The following is a 20,856-nucleotide window of genomic DNA, read 5'->3' as shown; positions in this document are numbered from 1 at the left end:
GCGCCCGCGGCACCGGACAGTCATCGCCGAGTCCCCGCATGGCGCGAGCCAGGGGAGCCGGGGACCCACACCACGAGTCCCTGGGGTGAATCGGACGCCCGCGCACCGCGAGGGGGTCCGTAGGAGACCTTCCTGCTCCGAACCCGTCAGCTAACCCGGTAGGCGAGAAGGAAGGAAAGGACCACCCACCACATGGCGTTCACCTGCGCCACCGGGAAGCACCGTCGTCCCAGCCGCATGAAGCGCACCACCGCCCGCGCCGCAGGCGTCGCGGCCCTCGCCACCACCGGCGTCATCGGCACCCTCGCCGCCCCGGCGCTCGCCGCCGACAACTCCGTCGAGCAGACCGGTCTCATGCCCGTCGTCACCGTCGGCGACTCCCTCGCGGACCAGCTCGACGCCCAGGCCGAGGCCCAGGCGCAGGCCGCCGCGCAGAAGAAGGCGGCGGCGGAGGCCAAGCGCAAGGCCGAGGCGCGCGCCAAGGAGATACGCGAGGCCAAGGAGCGCGCCGCCCGTGAGGCCGAGCGCAAGCGTCTCAACGCCTTCGTCGCCCCGATCTCCGGCTCCTACATCTCCACCGGCTACAAGAGCGGCGGCTCCCTGTGGTCGTCCGGCAGCCACACCGGTGTCGACTTCCACGCCGCCAGTGGCACCTCCGTGCACGCGGTCGGGCGCGGCACCGTCGTCGAGGCCGGCTGGGGCGGGTCGTACGGCAACAACCTCGTGATCAGGATGGCCGACGGCACGTACACCCAGTACGGCCACCTGTCGTCCATCGGCGTCTCGGTGGGCCAGTCGGTCACGCCCGGCCAGCAGATCGGGCTGTCCGGCGCGACCGGCAACGTCACCGGGCCGCACCTGCACTTCGAGGCGCGCACCAGCCCCGAGTACGGCTCGGACATCGACCCGGTCGCCTACCTGCGCTCGCACGGCGTCAACGTCTGACGACCCACCGCACGATCTCTGCGAGGCCCCGGCTCCCCCGAGCCGGGGTTTCGTCGTTTCCGGCACCCCGTTGTCCAAAAAATATCCCCGGATTCCCGTCCGCCGTCGGAAATTCCCGCTCATTGCAATAGAGTCACTGAACACACGTCAATCGGCGACGTTTCGCGGGGATTAAGACGGAGGTCGGACATGCGTATTCCGGCGCACTCGGTATGCACGGCGATCCGGGACGACATCGTCGCCGGTGTCCACGAGCGCGGGAGCCGGCTCACCGAGGAACTGCTCGCCCGCCGCTACGGAGTCTCCCGCGTCCCCGTCCGTGAGGCCCTGCGCACACTGGAGGCCGAGGGCTTCGTGGTGACGCGGCGGCACGCGGGCGCGTGCGTGGCCGAACCGACCGAGCAGGAGGGCGCCGACCTCCTGGAGATGCGCATGCTCCTGGAACCGCTCGGTGCCTCCCGGGCCGCCCAGCGGCGCACCGAGGCCCATCTGAAGGTGCTGCGTGGCCTGGTCAGGCTGGGCCAGGAGCGGGCCAGGCGGGGTAACAGCGACGATCTGCGCTCCTTGGGGGGCTGGTTCCACGAGACGCTCGCCCAGGCCTCCGGCAGCCCCGCGCTGACCTCGATGCTGACCCAGCTGCGGCACAAGATCGCCTGGATGTATGTCGTGGACGCGCCCGCCGACCCCGTGGAGTCCTGGGCCGAGCACGGCGCGATCGTGGACGCGGTGGCGCGCGGGGACGGCGAGCGCGCACGGGCGATCACGGCGCTGCACACCGAGCGCTCGGGCGCGGCGCACCGGCTGCGGTTCGTCCCCGGACAGGATCGCGCCGACCGTGTGAGGACCTCGCAACATCCTGTAAACGTGACGGGTGCGCGGCATTAACACGGGCGCCGTATACAAAGAGGGAGTAATTCGAAGGGCGCTATTTCTGCTGCCCGTAAAAGGGAAATGCGAAGGGCCCGCCCGATAATTCGGACGAGCCCCTCGGTGCTTTTCAAGGCACCTTTGTTCAGACGGTCTCGGGAAGCTCCTCGAGTCCCTCGGCGACCAGCTTGGCGAGCCGGTCGAGGGCCGCGTCCGCGCCCTCGGCGTCGGAGGCGAGGACGATCTCCTCGCCGCCCTGCGCGCCCAGGCCGAGAACGGCCAGCATGGAGGCCGCGTTGACGGGGTTGCCGTCGGCCTTGGCGATCGTCACCGGGATACCTGCGGCCGTGGCGGCCCGGACGAAGATGGAAGCGGGGCGGGCGTGGAGGCCCTCGGCCCAGCCGACGTTGACGCGGCGCTCAGCCATGTGATGCTGCCCTTCGGTTCTGAGGGTTGTCTAGACCAGTTTCCCACACGTGAAGTGTCTCCGGAGGGGACCGAAGTCCCGCCCGGGGGACTCGTCGGACCGCGGCCTCGGCCCGACTTCCGTCCCTGTGCGTTCTCGCGCGTTCTCCACAGACTGCCTCGCGCCGTTGTCACACGCGAGCCGTACTCTGGGGCCCATGCAGAGCGCGTCGGACCGGCACGAGTACCCCGCCCACTGGGAGGCCGACGTGGTGCTGCGCGACGGCGGCACCGCGCGCATCAGGCCCATCACCGTCGACGACGCCGATCGCCTGGTCAGCTTCTACGAGCAGGTCTCGGACGAGTCGAAGTACTACCGCTTCTTCGCGCCCTACCCACGCCTGTCCGCCAAGGACGTCCACCGCTTCACGCACCACGACTTTGTGGACCGGGTGGGACTCGCCGCCACGATCGGCGGCGAGTTCATCGCCACCGTACGCTACGACCGCATCGGCGCCGACGGCATGCCCGCCTCCGCCCCCGCCGACGAGGCCGAGGTCGCCTTCCTCGTGCAGGACGCCCACCAGGGACGTGGCGTGGCCTCCGCCCTCCTCGAACACATCGGGGCCGTCGCCCGCGAGCGCGGCATCCGGCGCTTCGCCGCCGAGGTGCTGCCCGCCAACGTCAAGATGATCAAGGTGTTCACCGACGCCGGCTACACCCAGAAGCGCAGCTTCGAGGACGGCGTCGTACGCCTGGAGTTCGACCTGGAGCCGACCGACCGCTCGCTCGCCGTGCAGTACGCGCGCGAACAGCGCGCCGAGTCGCGGTCCGTGCAGCGGCTGCTCACCCCCGGCTCCGTCGCCGTCGTAGGGGTCGGCCGCAGCCCCGGCGGTGTGGGGCGCAGCGTGCTCGGCAACATCCGGGACTACGGCTTCAACGGCCGCCTGTACGCCGTGAACAAGGCGTTCCCCGAGGAGCAGAAGGAGCTCGACGGGATCCCCGCGCACCGCTCGGTGCGGGACATCGACGGCCCCGTCGACCTCGCGGTCGTCGCCGTACCGGCCGAGCACGTCCCCGAGATCGTCGCCGAGTGCGGTGCCCATGGTGTGCAGGGGCTCGTCGTGCTCTCCGCCGGGTACGCCGAGAGCGGCCCCGAAGGACGCGAGCGCCAGCGTCAACTCGTGCGGCACGCACGCGCGTACGGCATGCGGATCATCGGCCCGAACGCCTTCGGGGTCATCAACACCTCCCCGTCCATCCGCCTGAACGCCTCACTGGCCCCGGAGACCCCCCGCCCCGGACGCATCGGTCTGTTCGCCCAGTCCGGTGCCATCGGCATCGCCCTGCTCTCCCGGCTGCACCGGCGCGGCGCCGGGGTCACCGGCGTGACCGGTGTCTCCACCTTCGTCTCCTCCGGCAACCGCGCGGACGTCTCCGGCAACGACGTCCTTCAGTACTGGTACGACGACCCGGACACCGACGTCGTCCTCATGTACCTGGAGTCCATCGGCAACCCCCGCAAGTTCACCCGCCTCGCCCGGCGTACGGCGGCGGCGAAGCCCCTGGTCGTCGTGCAGGGCTCGGGCACCGCCCCGCAGGGCCACGCCGTCCGCGCCACGCGCCTGCCGCACGCGACGGTGTCCGCGCTGCTCCGGCAGGCCGGGGTGATCCGCGTGGACACCATCACCGAACTCGTGGACACCGGCCTCCTGCTGGCCCGCCAGCCGCTGCCCAACGGACCCAAGGTGGCGATCCTCGGCAATTCCGAGTCGCTCGGCCTGCTCACCTACGACGCGTGCGTGGCCGAGGGTCTCCAGCCGTCGAGCCCCCTGGACCTGACCACCGCGGCCGCTCCGGAGGACTTCCACGCGGCCCTCGCGCGCGCGTTGGCCGACGACTCGTACGACGCGGTGATCGTGACGGCCATCCCGGCCGTCGGCGAGGGATCCGCCGGAGACGCCGCCCTCGCCGAGGCGCTCAGGTCCGCGGCGGAGCAGGTCCCCGGGAAGCCGGTCCTCGTGGTCCATGTCGAGCTCGGCGGCCTCGCGGAGGCCCTGTCAGCGGCGACCAGCACCGCGCCCCAGGCCGCCGCGGGCCCGCCGAAGATCCGCGCCGACCACCCGTTCCGCGCTCTGGACCGGCTGCGCGCCGCGCCGGGCCCCGCGGAAGCGCCCGCCCCCGGAAACAGCGACCGCCTGATCCCCGCCTACCCCGCCGCCGAGCGCGCGGTGCGGGCCCTGGCCGATGTCGTGCAGTACGCCCAGTGGCGCCGGGAGGCCGCCGAGTCCGGCAAGGTGCCCGAGTACGACAACATCGACCAGAAGCGCGCCGCCGCCCTGATCGACGGCCTTCTCACGCGCGGGCAGGGCCTCACCCTCGGCACCGAGGAGACCTGCGAGCTGCTCGCCACGTACGGCATCCACGCCCACCGCGCCCTGCCCGCCGCCACCGCCGACGCCGCCGTCCAGGCTGCCGCCACCCTCGGCTACCCGGTCGCCCTCAAGGCCACCGCCCCGCACCTGCGCCACCGCGCCGACCTCGGCGGCGTACGCCTCGATCTCGCGGACGAGGAGCAGCTGCGGCGGGCCTACTCGGAGCTGACCGAGCTGTTCGGCACACCCGACGAACTGCGGCCCGTGGTGCAGGGGATGGCGCCGCGCGGGGTGGACACCGTGATCCGGGCCGTCATCGACCCCGCCGCCGGTGCCGTGCTGTCCTTCGGGCTCGCCGGGGCGGCCTCGCAGCTGCTCGGGGACACCGCGCACCGGCTGATTCCGGTCACCGACCGGGAGGCGACGAGCCTGGTCCGCGCGATCCGGACCGCACCACTTCTCTTCGGCTGGCGCGGTTCCACCCCGGTCGACACCCCCGCACTGGAGGAACTCCTGCTGCGGGTGTCCCGGCTGGTCGACGACCACCCCGAGGTCGTCGCGGTCACCCTGGAGCCGGTGGTCGTCGCCCCGCGCGGCCTGAGCGTCCTCGGCGCCTCCGTACGGCTCGCGCCGCCGCCCGCCCGCGACGACCTCGGCCCGCGGACACTTCCCGCGTACTGAGCGGGGGCGAGCGGTGCCTCGCAGTCAGTGGTCCACCGTAGGATGGACGTCATGGCCAAGACCAGTACGACGACCCAGGGGCTGCGTGCGGCGATCGAGCGCAGCGGCTACTACCCGGCCCTCGTGGCCGAGGCGGTGGAGGCCGCGCTGGGCGGCGAGCCCATCCGGTCGTACCTGGTCCACCAGGAGACGACGTTCGACCAGAACGAGGTGCGACGGCACGTGACCGTGCTCGTCCTCACCGGCAACCGCTTCATCGTCAGCCACACCGACGAGCAGAACGCGGACACCACCTCCCCGACGCCGTACGCCACGACGTCCACGGAGTCCGTGAAGATCGGCCGGATCTCGTCGGTCGTGGTCAGCCGTGTGGTCGCCAACCCGGAGTCGTACCAGCCGGGCACCCTGCCGCGCGAGGTCGTGCTGACCATCGGCTGGGGCGCCGTCTCCCGCATCGACCTGGAGCCCGCCGCCTGCGGCGACCCCAACTGCGAGGCGGACCACGGCTACACCGGCAGCTCCACGGCGGACGACCTCAGCCTGCGCGTCAGTGAGGCGGGGGACGGCCCGGACACCGTGCGCCAGGCGCTCGCCTTCGCCCAGGCCATCTCCGAGGCGACCGCGGACGTCACCCGCTGATGACCCACCCGTCTCCCCCCGCCGCCCATGATCGAGGACGCTCCACGTCCACCCCTCCTGACTCCGCCGCCTGGGACCACCCGGAACCCCTGGCCCTCGACACCGCGCCCGTCCCCGAGTACGGCACCGGCTCCCTCGCCGACCTGCTGCCCACCCTGGCCGCCGGCATGGCCGTACCGGGCACGACCGCCGCGATCCAGGAGCTCACGCCCGCCGACCGGAACTGCGTGTTCCTGATCGACGGCCTCGGCTGGGAGCAGCTGAAGGCGCACCCGGACGAGGCGCCCTTCATGACCTCCCTGCTGGCCAGCTCGCGCGGCGGCACCGGCCGCCCCCTGACCACCGGCTACCCGGCGACCACCGCGACCTCCCTCGCCTCCGTCGGCACCGGCCGGCCGCCCGGCGCCCACGGCCTGCCCGGCTACACCGTGCGCAACCCGGCCACCGGCGAGCTGATGAACCAGCTGCGCTGGCAGCCGTGGACCAAGCCGCAGGCCTGGCAGCCGTATCCCACCGTCTTCCAGCTCGCCGACCGGGCCGGGGTGCACGCGGCCCAGGTCTCCTCACCCACCTTCCAGAACACCCCGCTGACCAAGGTCGCGCTCAGCGGCGGAACGTTCCACGGACGGCTGTCCGGCGAGGACCGCATGGACCTGGCGGCCGAGGAACTCGCCGCAGCTGACCGCTCGTTGGTCTACACGTACTACGCCGAGGTCGACGGCGCGGGACACCGCTTCGGCGTCGACTCCGACACCTGGCGCGGCCAGCTGATGTACGTCGACCGCCTGGTCCAGCGCCTCGCCGAGCAACTGCCGCCGAACAGCGCGCTGTACGTCACCGCCGACCACGGCATGGTCGACATCCCCTTCGACGAGCAGCACCGCATCGACTTCGACGAGGACTGGGAACTGCGCGCCGGAGTCGCCCTGCTGGGCGGCGAGGGCCGGGCCCGTCATGTCTACGCGGTGCCCGGCGCCGCGGGTGACGTGCTGACCTGCTGGCGTGAGGTCCTCGGTGAGCAGTTCTGGGTCGCCTCCCGGGACGAGGCCATCGCGGCGGGCTGGTTCGGGCCGCCGGACCACTTCGACGAGCGGGTGTACGACCGGCTCGGCGACGTGATCGCCGCCGCCCGCGACGACGTACTCCTCATCGCGTCCGAGCGGGAGCCGAAGGAGTCGGCGATGGTCGGCAACCACGGTTCGATGACCCCCGCCGAGCAACTGGTCCCGCTGCTCGAAGTACGCTCCTGAGGCCGACCCGGCCCCCTCTCCCACAGAACCGAAAGGTGCTCGACCTCCCATGCCCGAGCTGGTGTTCTTCTCCGGAACCATGGACTGCGGGAAGTCCACGCTGGCTCTCCAGATCGAGCACAACCGTTCGGCGCGTGGCCTGACGGGCATGATCTTCACCCGGGACGACCGGGCCGGAGAGGGCAAGCTGTCCTCGCGGCTCGGTCTGGTCACGGACGCGGTCGAGGTCGAGGACGGCCAGGACCTGTACGCCTACCTCGTCGACCACCTCTCCCGCGGCGGCCGCGCGGACTACGTGATCGCGGACGAGGCGCAGTTCCTCGTGCCGGAGCAGATCGACCAACTCGCCCGTGTGGTCGACGACCTGGACCTCGACGTCTACGCCTTCGGCATCACCACCGACTTCCGCTCCAAGCTGTTCCCCGGCTCCCAGCGCCTGGTGGAACTGGCCGACCGGGTCGAGGTCCTCCAGGTCGAGGCCCTGTGCTGGTGCGGCGCCCGGGCCACGCACAACGCCCGTACGGTCAACGGCGAGATGGTCGTCGAGGGTGCCCAGGTGGTCGTCGGCGACGTCAACCAGGCCGACGACGTCGGCTACGAGGTCCTGTGCCGTCGGCACCACCGCCGCCGGATGACCGCGGGTACGGCCCGCGCGGCCGCGCTCTCCCCGGACGTCCTGCCGGTCGAGCAGACCGGGGCGCACGTCTGACCGAGAGCCTCAGTGCGGGTTCTCGATCAGCGAGAACCGCGCCCCCTCCGGATCCGCCACCGTGGCCACGCGGCCGTGCGGGCCGTCGTGCGGCGGGCGCAGCACATGGCCGCCCAGGTCGGTGAGGAGGCGGGTGGCGGCGGTCGCGTCGGCCACCTCGAAGTACGTCATCCAGTGCGGCCCCCGGTCGCGGGGGAGGGCGTGCCCGACCCCGTGGAGGCCGGCCACGGGGCGGCCCCCGGCGTGCAGCGTGACGTAGTCGAAGTCGGCGGAGACCACCGGCTCCCCCTCGTGACCGAACACCGTCTCGTAGAACTTGGCGACGCCCACCGTCTCGAAGGTGAGCAGCTCGTGCCAGGCGGGAGTGCCCGGTACGCCCGCGACAGAGGTGCCCAGGTGCGCCGCCGCCTGCCACACGCCGAAGACCGCGCCGGACGGGTCCGAGCCGATCACCAGTCGACCGGCGTCTCCGGCGTCCAGCGGACCCACTCCCACCGTGCCGCCGCACAGCCGTACCGACTCGGCCGTCAGGTCGATGTCCTCCGTGGCGAGGTAGGGCGTCCACGCGACCGGAAGATGGCGGTCCGGCGGCAGCTGGCCGATCCCGGCGACCTCCTGGCCGTCCAGCAGGGCCCGGACATAGGGCCCGAGCTGCCGCGGGCCCGGCACGAACTCCCACCCGAACAGCGAGCCGTAGAACTCCTGGGTCGCCGCCATCCCGTGCACCATCAGACTCACCCAGCACGGCGTACCGGGCGTGTGCCGAGCGGGCGGGGCGGCCGCCCCCCTTGCCTCGGTCATCGTCACTCTCTCCTCGGCCCCTCGCGGTGGCCGTGTCGTGTCCGCTGTCCGGACCTCCGTGCCGATGCTCGCACCAGCCGCGGCGCCGTGCGCTCCGGGCGCGCCGCCGCGCGTCCTCCCGTGCCGGGAGGGCGCCTGTCGCGCGGCTGCTGACCGTTGCCACGCGAGGGCCTACGGATGTCGATCGGCTGTACAGCATGTGCCCGTTCCCGTACGCCTCGTGACCGGGCCTGTCCGGCGGAGCAGAGTAGCTGGACACGGACGACGCGGCCACCCCGTGCGCGAGGATGGTGGCCATGAACGCCATCATCTCCGCATCCGAACTCGCGAGCGACCTGACGGGCCCGAACCCGCCCGTCCTGCTCGACGTCCGCTGGCAGTTGAGCGTGGCCAAGGCGGCCGGTCAGCAGCCCTTCGACGGCCGGGCCGAGTACGCGGCCGGGCACATCCCGGGCGCGGTCTACGTCGACCTGGACCGGGAGTTGGCCGGCCCGGCCGGGACCGGCGGGCGGCACCCGCTGCCCGACCTCGCGGAGTTCGGCGCCGCGATGCGCCGGGCGGGTGTCTCCGCGGCGCGGCCGGTGGTCGTGTACGACGGCGGACAGGGCTGGGCGGCCGCTCGCGCGTGGTGGCTGCTGCGCTGGACAGGTCACCCGAACGTGCGAGTCCTCGACGGCGGGTTGACGTCCTGGCAGGGGCCGCTGCAGTCCTCCCTGCCGGGGTCGGCCCTCGCCGAGGGCGACTTCGAGCCGGTGCCCGCGGCGGCCGGTCTGCTCGACGCCGACGCGGCCGCCGCGCTGGCCCGCGCGGGCGTGCTGCTGGACGCGCGCGCGGGGGAGCGGTACCGCGGTGAAGTGGAGCCGATCGACCGCGTCGGCGGCCACATCCCGGGCGCCCGCTCCGCGCCCACCACGGACAACGTCGGCCCGGACGGCCGCTTCCTGCCCGCTGAGGAGCTGAACGCCCGCTTCAAGGCCCTCGGCGCCACCGACGACACCGAGGTCGGCGTCTACTGCGGCTCCGGCGTCTCCGGCGCCCACGAGGTCCTGGCCCTGGCGGTCGCGGGCATCCCGGCCGCGCTGTACGTCGGTTCCTGGTCGGAGTGGTCCTCGGACCCGGAGCGACCGGTCGCCGTGGGCCCGGACCCGCAGTAACTCGAAAGCCGTACAACGGGACAGGGCCGCGCTCGACGAGCGCGGCCCTGATCCTCATACGACTGACTACTCCTGCTTCTTCCGCCGTGTGCCGAACACGATCTCGTCCCAGCTCGGGACCGCCGCTCTGCGGCCCGGGCGGACACCGTCGGCCTCGGCCTGGCGGTCGGTCGCGCCGATGAGGCGGTCACGATGACTGGCCACCGAACGCGGCATGAGGACGTCCGCGTAGGCGGATCCGGCCGAGGCCGCGGGAGCCGGCGGCTCCTCCACCTCGGGCTCCTCCTCAAGGGCGGCAGGCTCCTCGACGATCGCCGTCTCGGACGGCCGCTCCGGTACGACCATGTCGCCCCGGAAACTCGGTACGGCCTCCAACAGGCTGGTCAGCGAGTCCCGTTCACCCACGGCCTCCTCGACGGGCTCGGCCGGGGGCAGGCTCGGCCGGTCCAGGGCGCGGTCCAGCGGCCGGTCGCGCGGCAGCCGCGCGATACGCGGCACGAACGGAAAGCTGGGCTCCGGCGCGCCGAGGTCCTCGGACTCGCCGATCAGCGAGCGAGCCTCCTCGTCGACGGCCTGGACGAGCCGCCGGGGCGGGTCGTAGGTCCAGCTCGCCGAGTGCGGTTCGCCCGCGACGCAGTAGACCAGCAGGACCTCCCACGTGCCGTCGTCACGACGCCACGAGTCCCACTGGACGGTGTCCTTCTCGGCACCGCGCAGCAACAGCCGCTCCTGCACGGCCTCACCGAGCTGCGGTCCGGCGTTCTCGCCGGGCCGGCGGACGGGAGTCTTGCGGGCCCGTTCGGCCATGAAGGCGCGCTCGGCGAGCACAGGGCCCTCGAAGCGCCGTACTCGGTCTACGGGGATACCTGCGAGCTGGGCTACCTCTTCCGCGGTGGCACCCGCGCGTATACGCGCCTGGATGTCGCGGGGACGGAGATGGCTTTCGACCTCGATCTCGATCTGACCGAGGCGCGGACGGTCGCCGCGCACAGCTGCGCGCAGCCGCTCGTCGATCGGAAGCGTGTACTCCGTTGAGTCGGCAGCCTTCAGCACCAGCCGTGTGCCGTCATTGGAGACGGCCACGACACGCAGTTCGGGCATGGGAACCTCCCGGGTGGTGCCTGCCGACGTCACGTGCGTCGCTGCTTCCGCTAGTCGAGTGTGGCCTGCCCGGGTGCAGCCTGCCACAACCTTGCCGAGTTGCCCGGCGTGTCGGGCACGGGCCCTGGATCGCCGTTATGGCACGGTTACCTATTCGCAACGCTAAGTGACCAAGTCCGTCACCCTGTGCAACTATCCCCCTCCCGGCCGCCCTTGAAGGCCACGGACGCCCTGGCGGGAGACCGGACCCAGGGCTCGCAACAGTACTCCATTTGGGCCACGTGCGTGGATTGGCGCGCCACTCAACTTCGTTCAAGAAACGCTGTCCGGCCGTTCGTTGAGCGGTTTTGGGGATCTTGGACGTAGTGCAGTTCACGGAATCACCAGAAACGGAGCTATTGGCTTCGTGCGTATGTCCGGTGACCGTCCAGTTATGCCCCCAACACCCGCCGCAAGTAGTCGTTCTGGAACCGCCGGTCGGGATCGAGGCGGTCCCGGAGCGCGGTGAACTCGCCGAAGCGCGGGTAGACGCCGTCGAAGTACTCGGCGTCGCGCGTGTGCACCTTGCCCCAGTGCGGGCGCCCCTCGTGCGCCGTGAAAATCCGCTCCGCGGCCGTGAAGTACGCCTGGTACGGCGTCCCCCTGACCATGTGGACGGCGATGTACGCGCTGTCGCGGCCCGAGGCGGTGGACAGGGTGATGTCGTCGGCGGGCGCGGTGCGCACCTCCACGGGGAAGCTGACCTTCAGCCCGGAACGCTCGACCGCCGTCCTCAGTTCCCGCAGCGTCTCGACGACCGCCTCGCGCGGGACGGCGTACTCCATCTCCACGAACCGCACCCGGCGCGGCGAGGTGAAGACCTTGTAGGGGATGTCCGTGTAGGTCCGCGCGGACAGCGCCTTGCTGGAGATCCGGGCGATCGAGGGGATCGTGCCCGGCGCAGCGCGGCCGACCCACTGGGCCACCTGGAAGACGCCGTTGGAGAGGAACTCGTCCTCGAACCAGCCCTGGAGCTGCGGCACCGGCTTCTCCGGGCCGGCGCTGCGGTTGTTGCGCTTGGTGTTGGTGCTGCCGGTGTGCGGGAACCAGTAGAACTCGAAGTGTTCGTTCTCGGCCCAGAGTTCGTCGAACGCGCTGGTGACCTTGTCGAAGCTCATGGGCTCCTCGCGGGCCGTGAGCAGGAAGATCGGCTCGACGGCGAAGGTGATCGCGGTGACGATGCCGAGCGCGCCCAGTCCTATGCGGGCGGCCGCGAAGACCTCGGGGTTCTCCTTCTCGGAGCAGGAGAGCACCGAGCCGTCGGCCGTGACCAGCTCAAGGCCCTTGATCTGGGCGGCGATCGAAGCCGACTCGCGGCCCGTTCCGTGGGTTCCGGTACTGGTGGCTCCGGAGACCGTCTGCTCCATGATGTCGCCCATGTTGGTGAGCGACAGGCCCTCACGCGCGAGCGCCATGTTGAGCCTCTTGAGCGGCGTGCCGGCCTCCACCGTGACGGTCATGGCGTCCCGGTCGATGTTGCGGATGCCGGTCAACAGTTGAGGGCGGATCAACACACCGTCGGTCGCGGCGATCGACGTGAAGGAGTGCCCGGTGCCGACGGCCTTCACCTTGAGACCGTCCTCGGCGGCCTTGCGCACGGCAGCCACGAGCTCGTCGACCGAGGCGGGCGTGACCTCCCGCGCGGGGCGCGCGGAAACATTGCCGCCCCAGTTACGCCACGTGCCGTTCTTCGCGCTCGCTGCCGTGCTCAACGCTGCCTCCCCGACGTGGAGCCGGCCTCTTGAGCCGGCGGTACCCCAGGAAACCGACCGCGACCGCGACGGCACCGGCCACCGCCGGAACCCCGTACCCGGCGCGCGCACCGGCCGCGTCGATCACCCAGCCGGCCACGGAGGAGCCGAGCGCGACCCCGACCGCGAGCCCGGTACTGATCCAGGTCATGCCCTCGGTCAGTTGCGCGCGTGGTACGTGCTGCTCGATCAGGGACATCGTCGTGATCATCGTGGGAGCGATGGACAGGCCCGCTACGAACAGCGCCACGGCCAGAAACGGCAAGTTCCCGACCAGTAGGAGGGGGATCATACTCACGGCCATCGCGCATATGCCCAGCAGCCAGCGAGGTTCGGGCCTTCCCTTGAAGTGCAAAAGCCCGAACACGAGGCCCGCGACGCAGGACCCCGCCGCGTAGAGGGCGAGCACGAGGCTCGCGGCGGCCTTGTGGCCCTGCTCGTCGGCGAAGGCGACGGTGACCACGTCCACCGCCCCGAAGATCGCCCCGGTCGCCACGAAGGTGGCCACCAGGACCTGCAGGCCCGGCGCACGCAGTGCCGTACGGCCGCCGTCCTGCTCGCGCGGGTGCGGGGCCGGCTCGGTGGCCCGCTGCGCGGTCAGCCAGAAGACGCCGACCGCCAGGAAGCAGGCGGCGAGCAGCGGACCCGCCTCCGGGAACCAGGCCGTGGACAGCCCGATGGAGATGATCGGCCCGAAGATGAAGCAGACCTCGTCGATCACCGACTCGAAGGAGTACGCGGTGTGCAGCTGCGGGGTGTCCCGGTACAGGGCCGCCCACCGCGCGCGGATCATCGCGCCGAGGCTCGGCACCGAGCCGATGCCGACCGCGCACACGAACAGCACCCAGTCAGGCCAGCCGAAGTGCGCGGCGAGCAGCATCCCGGCGGACGCCACCAGCGCGAACAGCGTCGCCGGGCGCAGCACCCGCCGCTGGCCGTGCAGGTCCACCAGCCGGGAGACCTGCGGGCCGATCGCCGCGGCGGCCAGCGCGATGGTGGCCGACAGCGAGCCCGCGAGGCCGTACCTGCCGGTGAGCTGGGAGATCATCGTGACCACGCCGATGCCCATCATCGACAGCGGCATCCGGCCGACGAAGCCCGCGGCGGAGAAACCCTTGGAGCCGGGAGCGGCGAACAGGGCGCGGTATGGGCTGGGCACAGGGGTCTCCGGTCGGCCGGTGAGCGGCGGCTCGTGTGACGGTAAGGCGCGAATACGCCTCATACAGCTTACGTGTGAGGGACCCCGACGCACCCGGCGGGACGGCCGGGAACCCGGGTGGTCACCCCGCCGTTTCCCGGCTGTCAGCACCGGATGACAGGATCGACCCATGCGAGACGCGCTCGACGCCACCCCCTACGACGCCCTGCTCCTGCTCTCGTTCGGAGGCCCCGAGGGCCCGGACGACGTGGTCCCGTTCCTGGAGAACGTGACGCGCGGGCGTGGCATCCCCAAGGAACGCCTGAAGGAAGTCGGTCAGCACTACTTCCAGTTCGGCGGGGTCAGTCCCATCAACGACCAGAACCGCGCCCTGCTGGACGCCCTGCGCAAGGACTTCGCGGACCACGGCCTGGACCTGCCGATCCACTGGGGCAACCGCAACTGGGCGCCGTACCTCACCGACACCCTGCGCGAGATGGTCGCGGACGGCCACCGCCGCATCCTGGTCCTCGCCACCAGTGCCTATGCCTCCTACTCGGGCTGCCGCCAGTACCGCGAGAACCTCGCCGAGTCATTGGCGGCCCTGGAGACCGAGGGCCTGGAACTGCCGAAGATCGACAAGCTGCGGCACTACTTCAACCACCCCGGCTTCCTGGAGCCCATGATCGACGGGGTGATCGAGTCGCTCGCCGAGCTCCCCGAGGACGTCCGCGACGGCGCCCACATCGCCTTCTCGACCCACTCGATCCCGACCGCGTCCGCGGACACCTCCGGCCCGGTCGAGGGCCACGGCGAAGGCGGCGCGTACGTCGCGCAGCACCTGGAAGTCGCCCGGCTGATCGCGGACGCCGTCCGTGAGCGCACCGGTGTCGACCACCCCTGGCAGCTCGTGTACCAGTCGCGCTCCGGCGCCCCGCACATCCCGTGGCTGGAGCCGGACATCTGCGACCACCTGGAGGAGCGCCACGCCTCCGGCGTCCCGGCCGTGGTGATCGCGCCCATCGGGTTCGTGTCCGACCACATGGAGGTCCTCTACGACCTCGACACGGAGGCCAGGGCCAAGGCCGAGGAGCTGGGCCTGCCGATGCGCCGCTCGGCGACCGTCGGCGACGACCCGCGGTTCGCCGCCGCGATCCGCGACCTGGTCCTGGAACGGGCCGCCGTGGAGCGCGGTCAGAAGGTCACGCCCTGCGCCCTCGGCGCGCTCGGCGCCGACCACAACGTCTGCCCGGTCGGCTGCTGCCCGGCCCGCGCCCCCAAGCCCGCCGCCGCGGGCGTCGACAGCCCGTACGCGTGAGGAGCCCCGTGACCGACCCCCTGCACGCGGAACTGCTTCGGCCGGCCCAGGAGGCCGCCCGACGCGCCGGCACCCTGCTGCGCGACGGGCGGCCGGCCGACCTCGCCGTCGCCAGGACCAAGTCCAGTCCCATCGACGTGGTGACCGAGATGGACATCGCGGCGGAGAAGCTGATCACGGACCTGATCTCCGAGCACCGCCCGGACGACGGCTTCCTCGGCGAGGAGGGCGCCGCCACCGAGGGCACCAGTGGCGTCCGCTGGGTCATCGACCCGCTCGACGGCACGGTGAACTACCTTTACGGGCTGCCTACTTGGTCCGTCTCCATCGCGGCCGAGCAGGACGGCGAGACCGTCGTCGGAGTTGTCGCGGTGCCGATGCGCGGCGAGACGTACCACGCGGTGCGCGGCGAGGGCGCCTGGGCCACGGGCGCGTGGGAGGGCGAGCGCAGGCTGGCGTGCCGGCCGGCGCCGCCCTTGGAGCAGGCCCTGGTGTCGACGGGCTTCAACTACGTCACCGAGGTCCGCACCCACCAGGCCGAGGTGGCCCAGAGGCTGATCCCCCTCCTGCGCGACATCCGCCGCGGCGGCTCGGCGGCGGTCGACCTGTGCGACCTGGCCGCGGGCCGCCTGGACGGCTACTACGAGCGAGGCCTGAACGCCTGGGACTACGGGGCGGGTGACCTCATCGCCCGAGAGGCGGGCGTCCTGACCGGTGGCCGCCCCGGAGAGCGCCCGAACCCCGCCCTCACCGTCGCCGGCACCCCGGGAGTCTTCGAGCCCCTCCAGCAGCTCCTGGAGGACTTCGGCGCCTGGCACGACTGACAGGCCGACTCCGGGCGAACACGACGTGAACAGGCCCGCAGACGGACGCAGCGGGCCCCCGGCGCTGGATTCGCCGGGGGCCCGCTGTCGTGCCGCGAAGCCGATCAGACGCTAGGCGCTGACCTCCACACCGTGTTCGGCGGCGAGGCGGCGCAGGTCGTCGAGCTCGCCCTGCTCCACCTCGACGAGGAAGTCGTCGCCCTCGTCGAGAGCCCGCGTCAGATCGGTCTCGGTCGCCCTTATGCGCTGCAGAAGTCCTGCGGTGAATGCGTCCATGCTGCGCCCCCTCGTCCTGGGTCGTGGGTCGGTGGCACGGGGGTGTGCCGTTCGGAAGGGGCGATCACGTCTCCTGCAGGTGCCCAGCGCTGCCCAGGCCGGGCGGCGACGGTGCCGGACACCCACGCCCGCTCTGCGGAAGCGGACAGTGCCGTGCCGCATGGTGGTACGGCACATGCAGAGCGTGATCGCGGGGTGTAAAGCCGTCCTCCCCCCGCTCCCTTCGACGGAAACCTCAACCGCGCGAGAAAATCCCGCATTCCCGCTCTCACACCCGTCTTTCAGTTGCCCCTCACCCGTCTTACAGCCGACTTATGGCCGAAAAGGGCAGGATGGAGGCCACCATTCACCCGGACCCCTGCCCGCGCGTGCCCCAGCGCGCTACGCGGGTGGACACAGGAAGGACAAGCGACGTGCGCGTACTCGTCGTCGAGGACGAGCAGCTGCTCGCCGATGCGGTGGCCACCGGACTGCGCCGGGAGGCCATGGCCGTCGACGTCGTGTACGACGGTGCGGCCGCCCTGGAACGCATCGGCGTCAACGACTACGACGTGGTCGTCCTCGACCGTGACCTCCCGCTGGTCCACGGCGACGACGTGTGCCGCAGGATCGTCGAACTCGGCATGCCCACGCGCGTGCTGATGCTCACGGCCTCCGGTGACGTCAGCGACCGTGTCGAGGGCCTGGAGATCGGCGCCGACGACTACCTGCCGAAGCCCTTCGCGTTCAGTGAGCTGACGGCACGCGTGCGTGCCCTCGGCCGGCGCACCAGCGTGCCGCTGCCGCCGGTCCTGGAGCGCGCCGGGATCAAGCTCGACCCCAACCGCCGCGAGGTGTTCCGCGACGGCAAGGAAGTCCAGCTCGCCCCCAAGGAGTTCGCCGTCCTGGAGGTGCTGATGCGCTCCGAGGGCGCCGTCGTCTCCGCGGAGCAGCTCCTGGAGAAGGCCTGGGACGAGAACACCGACCCCTTCACCAACGTCGTGCGGGTGACCGTCATGACCCTGCGCCGCAAGCTGGGCGAACCCCCGGTGATCGTCACCGTCCCCGGCTCGGGCTACCGGATCTGATACCCGTGGCCTCGACTCCCGCGCCTCCCCAGGCGCCCCCGAAGCCCACCTGGGACCCCAGGAGGCCGGCGCCGCCGCTGCCCTGGCTGCGCCCGACCATCCGCATAAGGCTCACGCTGCTGTACGGCGGCATGTTCCTGATCGCGGGCATCCTGCTGTTGTCGATCATCTACCTGATCGCCGCCCAGGCGCTGAACGTCGGCAGCGAACTCCCCTTCAAGATCACGGCGGGCAGCGTCGCCAGCGACCTCTGCAACCTGCCTTCGGGCGTCTCGCCCGACGTCATGAACAAGGCCATGGACAGCTGCGTCAACGACCAGCGCCAGCACGCCCTGGACAACCTCCTCAGCCGCTCCCTGCTGGCCCTGCTGGGCCTCGCGATCATCGCCTTCGCCTTCGGTTACGCGATGGCGGGACGCGTCCTGTCGCCGCTCGGCCGCATCCTGCGCACCGCGCGCTCGGTGGCCGGCTCGGACCTCTCCCGCCGCATCGAGCTGGACGGCCCGGACGACGAGCTCAAGGAACTGGCCGACACCTTCGACGACATGCTGGAGCGCCTGGAGCGGGCCTTCACGGCCCAGCAGCGCTTCGTCGGCAACGCCTCGCACGAACTGCGGACACCGCTGGCGATCAACCGCACGCTGCTGGAGGTGCACCTGTCCGATCCGGGCGCACCGGTGGAGCTCCAGCAACTCGGCAAGACACTGCTGGCCACCAACGAGCGCAGTGAACAGCTCGTGGAGGGCCTGCTGCTGCTCGCCCGCAGCGACAACCAGATCGTCGAGCGCAAGCCCGTGGACCTCGCCGAGGTCGCCGAGCAGGCGGTGGACCAGGTGCACGGCGAGGCGCAGGCCAAGGGCGTGGCGATCCGCGGCGAGCAGAAGTCGGCGGTCGTCCAGGGCAACGGCGTCCTGCTGGAGCGCATCGCCCTGAACCTCGTGCAGAACGCCGTGCGCTACAACGTGCCGGAGGGCGGCTGGGTCGAGGTGACCACGGCGGTGGAGCACGGCCACGCGGTCCTCACCGTCTCGAACACGGGCCCGGTCGTGCCGGCGTACGAGGTCGACAATCTCTTCGAGCCCTTCAAGCGGCTGCGCGGCGCCGACCGCACCGGCAGCGACAAGGGCGTAGGGCTGGGCCTGTCCATCGTGCGGTCCGTGGCACGGGCGCACGGCGGGCACATCACGGCTCAGCCGCGCGAAGGGGGTGGGCTGATGATGCGAGTCACCCTGCCGGTCTGAGATCATGGCCCCCGCACTGAGATCGACGCATGGGGATGTTCGCTTTGCGCGGAATTTTCTGGGCATTCGGTGGACCATGCCGTGTGTGATCGATCACAAGGGAGAATTACCCGCCATCTACTCTCGGTGATCATGCACCCTGTCGGAAAGCCGGGATAATCCGGGTTTTCAGGGGTCCTGATCACGGGAAGTACACGGTGAGACGCCTTTGAAGTGCGGGATTCGGACCGTGTACGGTCCCGATTGCCATCCAACCCGATCACTCAAGAGGAGTCCGGTTGGGTGTCGATTGAGTAACAGACCTTGATGTGAGGCAAAATCTCCGCCTCGGGTCGGGCACAAGTCCGGCCTCTCACGCGTTACGTGCGCTGGAGACACCGCAGACACCCAGAGGGGGAGAGCGACATGGCAACGGATTACGACACCCCACGCAAGACCGACGACGACGTCGACTCGGACAGCCTTGAAGAGCTCAAGGCGCGTAGGAACGACAAGTCGACCTCCGCAGTGGACGTCGACGAGTTCGAGGCCGCCGAAGGCCTGGAACTGCCCGGAGCGGACCTCTCGAACGAGGAGCTGGCCGTCCGGGTGCTGCCCAAGCAGCAGGACGAGTTCACCTGCATGAGCTGCTTCCTGGTGCACCACCGCAGCCAGCTGGCCCGGGAGAAGAACGGCCAGCCGATCTGCCGCGACTGCGACTGAGGGCGGGTCGGGCATGACTGGCTCGACCCCTCCCTGGAAGCGCCGCTCTCTCCGGCAGGGAGCGGACCAGGGGCCGTCCGACGGCCCCCACGGCGCGCGTGACGACGAGCGGGGCTCTTCCGATGCGGGAGCCTCGCTCGAACCGGTGGCCGACCGGGCTGACCTCCCGGTCCCGGCCGATTCGACCAGGGCGCCCGCGCCCGTCACCGGACTGGAGGTCCCCCCGCTCGAGCGAAGCCGGGAGCGGGGGAGGGTGGCGGCGTTCCGGGACAAGGCCCGGGAAGGGGTCCGCAAGGGCGGCAGCAGGGCCAGGGCGGGCCTGTCGTACCTGACCGACCGCATCATCGAGAACGCCCCGCGTATCCCCGTACGGGACCTCGCGACCCTCCGCCGCCAGTTCCCCGGTCTTGGACCCGAGGAACTCGCGGACAAGCTCGTCGCCGGCGCGGCGAGCGCCACGGCGACGGTCGGAGCGGGGGTCGGCGCGGCGGCGATGCTTCCCGTGCCGCCGGCGATGCCGACCGAACTGGCCGCCGAGATCACCGGCGTGGCCGCGATCGAGCTGAAGCTGATCGCCGAACTCCACGAGGTCTACGGCGTACGACCGCCCGGAAATCTCAAGCAGCGCAGCACCGCGTACCTGAACTCCTGGTCGGGGGAGCGCGGGATCGACGTGAAGAAGCCGTCGACGGTGAGCGGCGCGCTCAACGGCCCGATGAAACAGCAGTTGCGGCAGCAGATCATGAAGCGGATGATCCGTGACCTGCCGAACCTGATGCCGTTCATGGTGGGCGCCGCGGTGGGGGCGGTCATGAACCGCCGCGACACCAGGAGACTCGCCGAGCACGTCCGCAAGGACCTGCGGAAGCTTCAGGTGCCATGGGGCGCGCTGTCCCAACTTCCCGCCCTGGAGACGCCCGCGGACCCGCTGGAGCTGGAGGGGTAAGACTTCCGTGTGACTTTCGGGGCTCACCGTCGGGTGAAGCCCTGCACGCACGTTCTAGGCGGCGGCTGTGCGGGCCGTCCTCAGTGCCTCGGCCAGCCGCTCCGGCTCGCGCGTCGAGAGGTACAGATACGGCGTCGGGTCGTCCGGGTCGACGACCTCCACCTTCAGCGCCCCGGGAATGTAGGAGCGCAGCAGCAGGAACGCGCGGGTGTCGGCCTTGTAGGTCCGCCAGGCGCGGGCCTCCTCCGGGTCCAGGATCTCCGTCTCGCCCAGCGCCGACACCGGGATCTTGGCCTCACCCGCGATCAGCGAGTCACCCACGATCCGGATGCGCAGCGAGCCGTAGGAGCTGGCCATGACCGCCGCCGCGGCGGTGCCGCCGACCAGTCCGCCGAGCAGCGGAAGTGTCCCGAAGGGGAGCAGGATCAGTGCGAAGGCGACCCCGACCAGGAAGGAGATCAGCCACCAGGAGCGGGGGGCGGTGAGGCGTTCGTCGTACGGGACGGCGGAGGGCTGCATGAAACCAAGCTTGGCACGGTGTCCTGACAGAGCCGATGTCAGGGGGAGTCGGCGCGAAGCGCTGTCAGGCAGGGTGGCGGTGGGAGACGGGCGGGCGGGTAAGGTCTG

The 20,856-nt window shown here is 71.2% G+C and carries 20 protein-coding genes and 1 riboswitch; of the genes, 13 read left to right on the top strand and 7 right to left on the bottom strand.

Going from position 1 to position 20,856, the window contains the following annotated elements; genetic code table 11:
* Nucleotides 1-14: 14 nt before the first annotated feature.
* Nucleotides 15-179: riboswitch (cyclic di-AMP (ydaO/yuaA leader) on the top strand.
* Between the two features lie 13 nt (nt 180-192).
* Nucleotides 193-945, top strand: a complete 753-nt coding sequence (locus ABZT02_RS05420) for a M23 family metallopeptidase (protein WP_356014428.1) — start codon at nt 193-195, stop codon at nt 943-945.
* Between the two features lie 189 nt (nt 946-1,134).
* Complete coding sequence (locus tag ABZT02_RS05415) at nt 1,135-1,830, top strand: GntR family transcriptional regulator (protein WP_356014425.1); 696 nt, start codon at nt 1,135-1,137, stop codon at nt 1,828-1,830.
* Between the two features lie 127 nt (nt 1,831-1,957).
* Here ABZT02_RS05415 and ABZT02_RS05410 read toward each other — a convergent pair whose 3' ends face one another.
* Nucleotides 1,958-2,239 carry an HPr family phosphocarrier protein gene (locus ABZT02_RS05410; RefSeq protein ID WP_007385204.1) on the bottom strand — a complete coding sequence of 94 codons (282 nt, stop codon included), beginning with the start codon at nt 2,237-2,239 and terminating at the stop codon, nt 1,958-1,960.
* A gap of 196 nt (nt 2,240-2,435) precedes the next feature.
* Here ABZT02_RS05410 and ABZT02_RS05405 point away from each other — a divergent pair, with 196 nt between their 5' ends.
* Genes ABZT02_RS05405 through ABZT02_RS05390 form a run of 4 tightly spaced genes read left to right on the top strand, consistent with a single transcriptional unit; the run spans nt 2,436 to nt 7,871 of the window.
* Nucleotides 2,436-5,273, top strand: coding sequence for a GNAT family N-acetyltransferase (locus ABZT02_RS05405; protein ID WP_356014422.1), 2,838 nt, complete (start codon nt 2,436-2,438; stop codon nt 5,271-5,273).
* Nucleotides 5,274-5,315: 42 nt separating this feature from the next.
* Nucleotides 5,316-5,912: a DUF5998 family protein gene (locus ABZT02_RS05400; RefSeq protein ID WP_356014419.1), complete on the top strand. Its 597-nt coding sequence runs from the start codon at nt 5,316-5,318 to the stop codon at nt 5,910-5,912.
* Nucleotides 5,912-7,162 carry a nucleotide pyrophosphatase/phosphodiesterase family protein gene (locus tag ABZT02_RS05395; protein ID WP_356014417.1) on the top strand — a complete coding sequence of 417 codons (1,251 nt, stop codon included), beginning with the start codon at nt 5,912-5,914 and terminating at the stop codon, nt 7,160-7,162. The genes ABZT02_RS05400 and ABZT02_RS05395 overlap by 1 nt, the downstream gene beginning before the upstream one ends.
* A 49-nt stretch (nt 7,163-7,211) precedes the next feature.
* The gene (locus tag ABZT02_RS05390; protein WP_356014415.1) at nt 7,212-7,871 is read left to right on the top strand and encodes a thymidine kinase; all 660 of its coding nucleotides are present in this window, start codon (nt 7,212-7,214) and stop codon (nt 7,869-7,871) included.
* A gap of 9 nt (nt 7,872-7,880) precedes the next feature.
* Here ABZT02_RS05390 and ABZT02_RS05385 read toward each other — a convergent pair whose 3' ends face one another.
* Nucleotides 7,881-8,672, bottom strand: coding sequence for a VOC family protein (locus tag ABZT02_RS05385; RefSeq protein WP_356014413.1), 792 nt, complete (start codon nt 8,670-8,672; stop codon nt 7,881-7,883).
* A 296-nt stretch (nt 8,673-8,968) separates the two neighbouring features.
* On the opposite strand from ABZT02_RS05385, the gene ABZT02_RS05380 reads away from it, so the two are divergent.
* Nucleotides 8,969-9,826: a sulfurtransferase gene (locus tag ABZT02_RS05380; RefSeq protein WP_356014411.1), complete on the top strand. Its 858-nt coding sequence runs from the start codon at nt 8,969-8,971 to the stop codon at nt 9,824-9,826.
* 66 nt (nt 9,827-9,892) lie between these two features.
* Here ABZT02_RS05380 and sepH read toward each other — a convergent pair whose 3' ends face one another.
* The 3 genes from sepH to ABZT02_RS05365 all read right to left on the bottom strand — a co-directional run bounded on the left by sepH (nt 9,893) and on the right by ABZT02_RS05365 (nt 13,876).
* Complete coding sequence (sepH, locus tag ABZT02_RS05375) at nt 9,893-10,927, bottom strand: septation protein SepH (RefSeq protein WP_356014409.1); 1,035 nt, start codon at nt 10,925-10,927, stop codon at nt 9,893-9,895.
* A 431-nt stretch (nt 10,928-11,358) separates the two neighbouring features.
* Nucleotides 11,359-12,678, bottom strand: coding sequence for a D-arabinono-1,4-lactone oxidase (locus ABZT02_RS05370; RefSeq protein ID WP_356014407.1), 1,320 nt, complete (start codon nt 12,676-12,678; stop codon nt 11,359-11,361).
* Nucleotides 12,638-13,876, bottom strand: coding sequence for an MFS transporter (locus ABZT02_RS05365; protein WP_356014405.1), 1,239 nt, complete (start codon nt 13,874-13,876; stop codon nt 12,638-12,640). Before ABZT02_RS05365 ends, ABZT02_RS05370 begins: the two co-directional genes overlap by 41 nt.
* Nucleotides 13,877-14,045: 169 nt before the next feature.
* Here ABZT02_RS05365 and ABZT02_RS05360 point away from each other — a divergent pair, with 169 nt between their 5' ends.
* The gene (locus ABZT02_RS05360) at nt 14,046-15,173 is read left to right on the top strand and encodes a ferrochelatase (RefSeq protein ID WP_356014403.1); all 1,128 of its coding nucleotides are present in this window, start codon (nt 14,046-14,048) and stop codon (nt 15,171-15,173) included.
* Nucleotides 15,174-15,181: 8 nt separating this feature from the next.
* Nucleotides 15,182-15,997, top strand: a complete 816-nt coding sequence (locus tag ABZT02_RS05355) for an inositol monophosphatase family protein (RefSeq protein ID WP_356014400.1) — start codon at nt 15,182-15,184, stop codon at nt 15,995-15,997.
* Between the two features lie 111 nt (nt 15,998-16,108).
* Here ABZT02_RS05355 and ABZT02_RS05350 read toward each other — a convergent pair whose 3' ends face one another.
* A complete protein-coding gene (locus tag ABZT02_RS05350) occupies nt 16,109-16,273 on the bottom strand; it encodes a hypothetical protein (RefSeq protein ID WP_185806268.1) in 165 nt (54 codons plus the stop codon).
* Between the two features lie 413 nt (nt 16,274-16,686).
* Here ABZT02_RS05350 and ABZT02_RS05345 point away from each other — a divergent pair, with 413 nt between their 5' ends.
* The 4 genes from ABZT02_RS05345 to ABZT02_RS05330 all read left to right on the top strand — a co-directional run bounded on the left by ABZT02_RS05345 (nt 16,687) and on the right by ABZT02_RS05330 (nt 20,229).
* Nucleotides 16,687-17,340, top strand: a complete 654-nt coding sequence (locus tag ABZT02_RS05345) for a response regulator transcription factor (RefSeq protein WP_009191109.1) — start codon at nt 16,687-16,689, stop codon at nt 17,338-17,340.
* A 5-nt stretch (nt 17,341-17,345) separates the two neighbouring features.
* The gene (locus ABZT02_RS05340) at nt 17,346-18,581 is read left to right on the top strand and encodes a HAMP domain-containing sensor histidine kinase (RefSeq protein ID WP_356014398.1); all 1,236 of its coding nucleotides are present in this window, start codon (nt 17,346-17,348) and stop codon (nt 18,579-18,581) included.
* Between the two features lie 405 nt (nt 18,582-18,986).
* Complete coding sequence (locus ABZT02_RS05335) at nt 18,987-19,283, top strand: DUF4193 domain-containing protein (RefSeq protein WP_005481602.1); 297 nt, start codon at nt 18,987-18,989, stop codon at nt 19,281-19,283.
* Between the two features lie 13 nt (nt 19,284-19,296).
* Complete coding sequence (locus ABZT02_RS05330; RefSeq protein ID WP_356014396.1) at nt 19,297-20,229, top strand: hypothetical protein; 933 nt, start codon at nt 19,297-19,299, stop codon at nt 20,227-20,229.
* 54 nt (nt 20,230-20,283) lie between these two features.
* Here ABZT02_RS05330 and ABZT02_RS05325 read toward each other — a convergent pair whose 3' ends face one another.
* Nucleotides 20,284-20,748 (bottom strand): DUF3093 domain-containing protein, encoded by a 465-nt coding sequence (locus tag ABZT02_RS05325; RefSeq protein ID WP_356014395.1) that lies wholly within the window; start codon nt 20,746-20,748, stop codon nt 20,284-20,286.
* Between the last annotated feature and the right edge of the window lie 108 nt (nt 20,749-20,856).

It is taken from the genome of Streptomyces sp. NPDC005402, from assembly GCF_040606575.1.
GTDB lineage: Bacteria > Actinomycetota > Actinomycetes > Streptomycetales > Streptomycetaceae > Streptomyces.
The sequence above is the reverse complement of the archived record's forward strand: the minus strand, read 5'-3'. Positions and strand labels throughout refer to the sequence as shown.